We start from the raw sequence: 4,616 nt of genomic DNA, 5'->3' as shown, positions 1-4,616 counted from the left end.
CGGGTGCAGGGCGCGGGCCGGGCGGCGGCGCTTCCTTCTTCTTTTCCTCGGACGGGGCTGGCGCTGGGCCGCCCTGCACCGCCTGCGCGAGCAGCATCGGCGCGGACGCGCTCTCGGCCGCCGCGGGATGACCGATCAGCGACCCAAGCGTCAGCGCCGTGGTCGCGAGCAGTGCAACATTTAGCTTCGTCATCAAACAGACCCTCAATGGAGCAGGCGGATGTCGCGCGACGCAGTCGAACGGTGATCCGCCGTGTTCCGATGAACGACAAGGCGTGAGGCTCAATTGTGGCAACCGGCTTCAGCCGAGAAGAAAAAATTCCGCCGCGTGCGAGGCTCGAACGCGGCGGTATTCATCACGAGTTCAGGACTGGGATGAGCAGTACGGCGACAGATGACTGGTTGGTACACAGCGTACTAACACGCACGCAGTGACGTCCTGACGATCAGCGAGCGCCGACCTCACGCCACGCCAGGATTGGGAGCGCCGGGACCGGGAGGCGATCGCACCGGCAGTTCGTCCGGCATCTGTCCAGGGAGTTCATCCGGCTGCGGCGGCGCGCCCGGCTCAGTGATCGGCGGTGGGATATCCGGATTTGGATTGCCCGGCGGCTGCTCCAGCGGCGGCTCGGTCGGCGTACTGGGCGGCACCTCCGGCGGAGGCGTCGCGGGTCCGGGATTGTTCGGGACTTCCTGAGGCTCGCCGGGCGCCATTTAGATCGCCACCTTGGCGTTCTCGCCGAGATCGGGCCGACCGCCGGTCGCAGCCGCCACCATCATCTTGGCGTAGCTCACCAGGGTGCCGGGCGAATCCCAATACTCGGCTTCCTCCGGCGTCACCTTGAGCACACGGATGTTTGGATCATCCGGGCTGTCCCACCACGCCTTGGCCTCGGTGCCGAACAGCTCCTTGATCTTGGCGCGGTCATCGCTAATCGCCGCATAGCCTGTGACCGAGACATACTTCTGCGCGCTGGCGTTGGCGAAGCCGAGATTGACGTGGTGATCTTGCGCGATCTCCTCATCCTTGTGGCGACGGACGTCGGTGAGGAAATAGATCGCGCCTTCTTCGGGCCTCACATAGGCGGCCATCGGGCGCGAGCGGATCTTTTCGCCGTCGCGCGTCGCCAGCATCGCGAAGGTGATCTTCTTCATCAGATCCCAGGCGTGCTGCGCATTGCCTTCGTTCATCCTCGCCGCCATCTCGCTCTCCCTTGTTCGTCAGCGGCGATAACGATCGCTTTGCGGCGATGTTCCGCGGCGGCGAGGCGACGAGGCTGCGCCGTCAATTGCGAGGAGCGCAGCGACGAAGCAAGCGAGAACGCTCGTGCAAGGGGCTGGGTTGCTTCGCTTCGCTCGCCATGACGACGGAGAGATCCGCGATCAAAACAAAACGGCCGGGCTCTGGCCCGGCCGTTGGTATCGACGATAACTTGCGCGCGTCAGATCTGGCGTTCGACCAGCTTGAGCTTGAGGTTGGCGATCGCTTCCGACGGGTTGAGACCCTTCGGGCACGCCTTGGCACAGTTCATGATGGTGTGGCAGCGATAGATCCGGAACGGATCTTCGAGATTGTCGAGGCGCTCGCCGGTGGCCTCATCCCGGCTGTCTTCGACCCAGCGGGTCGCCTGCAGCAGCGCGGCCGGGCCGAGGAAGCGGTCCGAGTTCCACCAGTAGCTCGGGCACGAGGTCGAGCAGCAGGCGCACAGGATGCACTCGTACAGGCCGTCGAGCTTCTCGCGGTCGGAATGGCTCTGACGCCATTCCTTCTGCGGGGTCGGCGTCACGGTCTGCAGCCAGGGCTGGATCGAGGCGTACTGCGCGTAGAAGTTGGTCAGGTCGGGAACCAGATCCTTCACCACCGGCTGATGCGGCAGCGGGTTGATCTTCACCGCGTCGTCGCGAACGTCATCCATCGCCTTGGTGCAGGCCAGCGTGTTCTCGCCGTCGATGTTCATCGCGCACGAGCCGCACACGCCTTCGCGGCAGGAGCGGCGGAAGGTCAACGTCGGATCGATGTTGTTCTTGATCCAGATCAGGCCGTCGAGAACCATCGGGCCGCAGTCGTGCTTGTCGACGTAGTATGTGTCGACGCTCGGGTTCTTGCCGTCGTCCGGATTCCACCGATAGACGCGGAATTCACGAACCTCGGTCGCGCCTTCCGGCTTCGGCCAGGTCTTGCCGCCGACAATCTTCGAATTCTTCGGAAGTGCGAATTCAACCATCTCGTTGCCTCTGGCTCTGCGCGTCATTGCCGGGCTTGACCCGGCAATCCATCTTCTTGCGAAGATGATGGATGCCCGGGTCAAGCCCGGGCATGACAGTTCGTTCTCTGGCGATCAATACACCCGCGGCTTCGGCGGAATGTACTGAACGTCGTTGGTCATCGTGTAGTCGTGCACCGGCCGGTAATCGATCGTCACGTCGCCCTTGTCACCGATCCAGGCCAGCGTGTGCTTCATCCAGTTGGCGTCGTCGCGATCCGGGAAGTCTTCGCGGGCGTGGGCGCCGCGGCTCTCGGTGCGGTTGGCGGCCGAGTTCATCGTCACCACCGCCTGGACGATCAGGTTGTCGAATTCCAGGGTCTCGACGAGATCCGAATTCCACACCAGCGAGCGATCCGACACGCCGACATCGCCGACGCTGCCATGGACGTTGGCGATCAGTTCCTTGCCCTCGGCGAGGACTTCGCCGGTGCGGAACACCGCGCAGTTGTTCTGCATCACGTGCTGCATCCGCTCGCGCAGCTTGGCGGTCGGGGTGCCGCCCTTGGCGTAGCGATACTTGTCGAGACGCGACAGCGACATGTCGGCGGAGCTCGCCGGCAGCTCCGGCTGCTTGCCGTTCGGCACCAGCTTCTCGGCGCAGCGCAGCGCAGCGGCGCGGCCGAACACCACGAGGTCGATCAGCGAGTTGGAGCCGAGGCGGTTGGCGCCATGCACCGACACGCAGGCGGCTTCGCCGATCGCCATCAGGCCCGGCACCACCGCGTTGTCGTCGCCGTCCTTCTTGGTGACGACTTCGCCGTGGAAGTTCGTCGGGATGCCGCCCAAGTTGTAGTGCACAGTCGGCAGGATCGGGATCGGCTCGCGGGTGACGTCGACGCCGGCGAAGATCCGCGCCGACTCCGAGATGCCGGGCAGCCGCTCGTGCAGCACTTCCGGCGCCAGATGGTCGAGGTGCAGGAAGATATGGTCCTTCTTCTTGCCGACGCCGCGACCTTCGCGCATTTCGATCGTCATCGCGCGCGAAACCACGTCGCGCGAGGCGAGATCCTTGGCCGACGGCGCGTAGCGCTCCATGAAGCGCTCGCCTTCGGAGTTGACCAGATAGCCGCCTTCACCGCGGGCACCTTCGGTCACCAGACAGCCCGAGCCGTAGATGCCGGTCGGGTGGAACTGAACGAACTCCATATCCTGCAGCGGCAGGCCGGCCCGCAGCGCCATCGCGCCGCCGTCGCCGGTGCAGGTGTGCGCCGACGTGCAGGAGGCGTAGGCGCGGCCGTAGCCGCCGGTCGCCAGGATGGTGGTCTGCGCCTTGAAGCGATGGATGGTGCCGTCGTCGAGCTTCAGCGCCACGACGCCGCGGCAGCAGCCCTGATCGTCCATGATCAGGTCGATGGCGTAGAACTCGATGTAGAACTCGGCCGAATGGCGCAGCGCCTGGCCGTACATCGTGTGCAGCATGGCGTGGCCGGTGCGGTCGGCGGCCGCGCAGGTGCGCTGCGCCTGACCCTTGCCGAAATCCATCGTCATGCCGCCGAACGGACGCTGATAGATCTTGCCGTCTTCGGTGCGCGAGAACGGCACGCCCCAATGCTCGAGCTCGTACACGGCTTCCGGCGCGTTGCGGACCATGTACTCGATCGAGTCCTGATCGCCGAGCCAGTCCGACCCCTTCACGGTGTCGTACATGTGCCAGCGCCAGTCGTCCTTGTGCATGTTGCCGAGCGAGGCCGAGATGCCGCCCTGCGCCGCCACGGTGTGCGAGCGGGTCGGGAACACCTTGGTGATGCAGGCGGTGCGGAGGCCCGCCTCGCTGCAGCCGACCACCGCGCGCAGGCCCGCGCCGCCGGCGCCGACCACCACGACGTCATAGGTGTGGTCCTCGATCGGATAGGCGTAGCCGCCCGCCGCCGGGGCGCCGTTGACGTTCGCCGCCATGCCTTAAACTCCGGATGCCATTTTGAAGATCGCAAAGATCGCGGCCAGCGCCACGGCGATCGAGAAGAAGTTGTTGGCCATGATGGTGACCAACTTGAGCTTTTCGTTCTGGACGTAGTCTTCGATCACCACCTGCATGCCGATCTTCATGTGGATCGCGGAGGCAATGATGAAGAGGATCATGATCAGCGAGATCAGCGGCGAGCCGAGGATCTGCGCGGCGGCCGCCTGGTTGCGGCCGAGCAGCATCATGATCACCACGATGGTCGGCAGGATCAGCAGCGTCATGGCGACGCCGGTGATGCGCTGACGCCAGAAGTCCGAGGTTCCGGAACCGGCCGGGCCGAATTTGCGGACCTTGCCGATCGGGGTGCGCATCGAGGACGGCGTGCGCGCGCCGTGTGCGTCGCCGCTCATCGGGCCACCCCCATCGAATAGGCAATCACCCAGAGC

The 4,616-nt window shown here is 65.0% G+C and carries 5 protein-coding genes and 1 pseudogene; all 6 read right to left on the bottom strand.

Going from position 1 to position 4,616, the window contains the following annotated elements:
• A pseudogene (locus tag DYI24_RS21665) lies at positions 1-193 on the bottom strand (OmpA family protein); the annotation flags it as partial.
• A 269-nt stretch (positions 194-462) separates the two neighbouring features.
• Positions 463-714 (bottom strand): hypothetical protein, encoded by a 252-nt coding sequence (locus DYI24_RS21660; RefSeq protein ID WP_164573800.1) that lies wholly within the window; start codon positions 712-714, stop codon positions 463-465.
• Entirely contained in the window at positions 715-1,203 is a 489-nt protein-coding gene (locus DYI24_RS21655) for a pyridoxamine 5'-phosphate oxidase family protein (RefSeq protein WP_164573799.1), read from the bottom strand.
• Between the two features lie 239 nt (positions 1,204-1,442).
• On the bottom strand, positions 1,443-2,225 hold the full coding sequence (locus DYI24_RS21650; protein WP_011155784.1) for a succinate dehydrogenase iron-sulfur subunit: 783 nt from the start codon (positions 2,223-2,225) through the stop codon (positions 1,443-1,445).
• A gap of 114 nt (positions 2,226-2,339) precedes the next feature.
• Positions 2,340-4,163 (bottom strand): succinate dehydrogenase flavoprotein subunit, encoded by a 1,824-nt coding sequence (gene sdhA / locus DYI24_RS21645; protein WP_164573798.1) that lies wholly within the window; start codon positions 4,161-4,163, stop codon positions 2,340-2,342.
• 3 nt (positions 4,164-4,166) lie between these two features.
• Positions 4,167-4,580, bottom strand: coding sequence for a succinate dehydrogenase, hydrophobic membrane anchor protein (sdhD, locus tag DYI24_RS21640; protein WP_107342467.1), 414 nt, complete (start codon positions 4,578-4,580; stop codon positions 4,167-4,169).
• Positions 4,581-4,616: the final 36 nt, after the last annotated feature.

Origin of the sequence: Rhodopseudomonas sp. BR0C11 (genome assembly GCF_010820945.1) — a bacterium.
In the GTDB taxonomy this organism is placed as follows: domain Bacteria; phylum Pseudomonadota; class Alphaproteobacteria; order Rhizobiales; family Xanthobacteraceae; genus Rhodopseudomonas; species Rhodopseudomonas palustris_H.
Note: the sequence above shows the minus strand (reverse complement) of the source record. Positions and strands in the feature narration are given on the sequence as shown.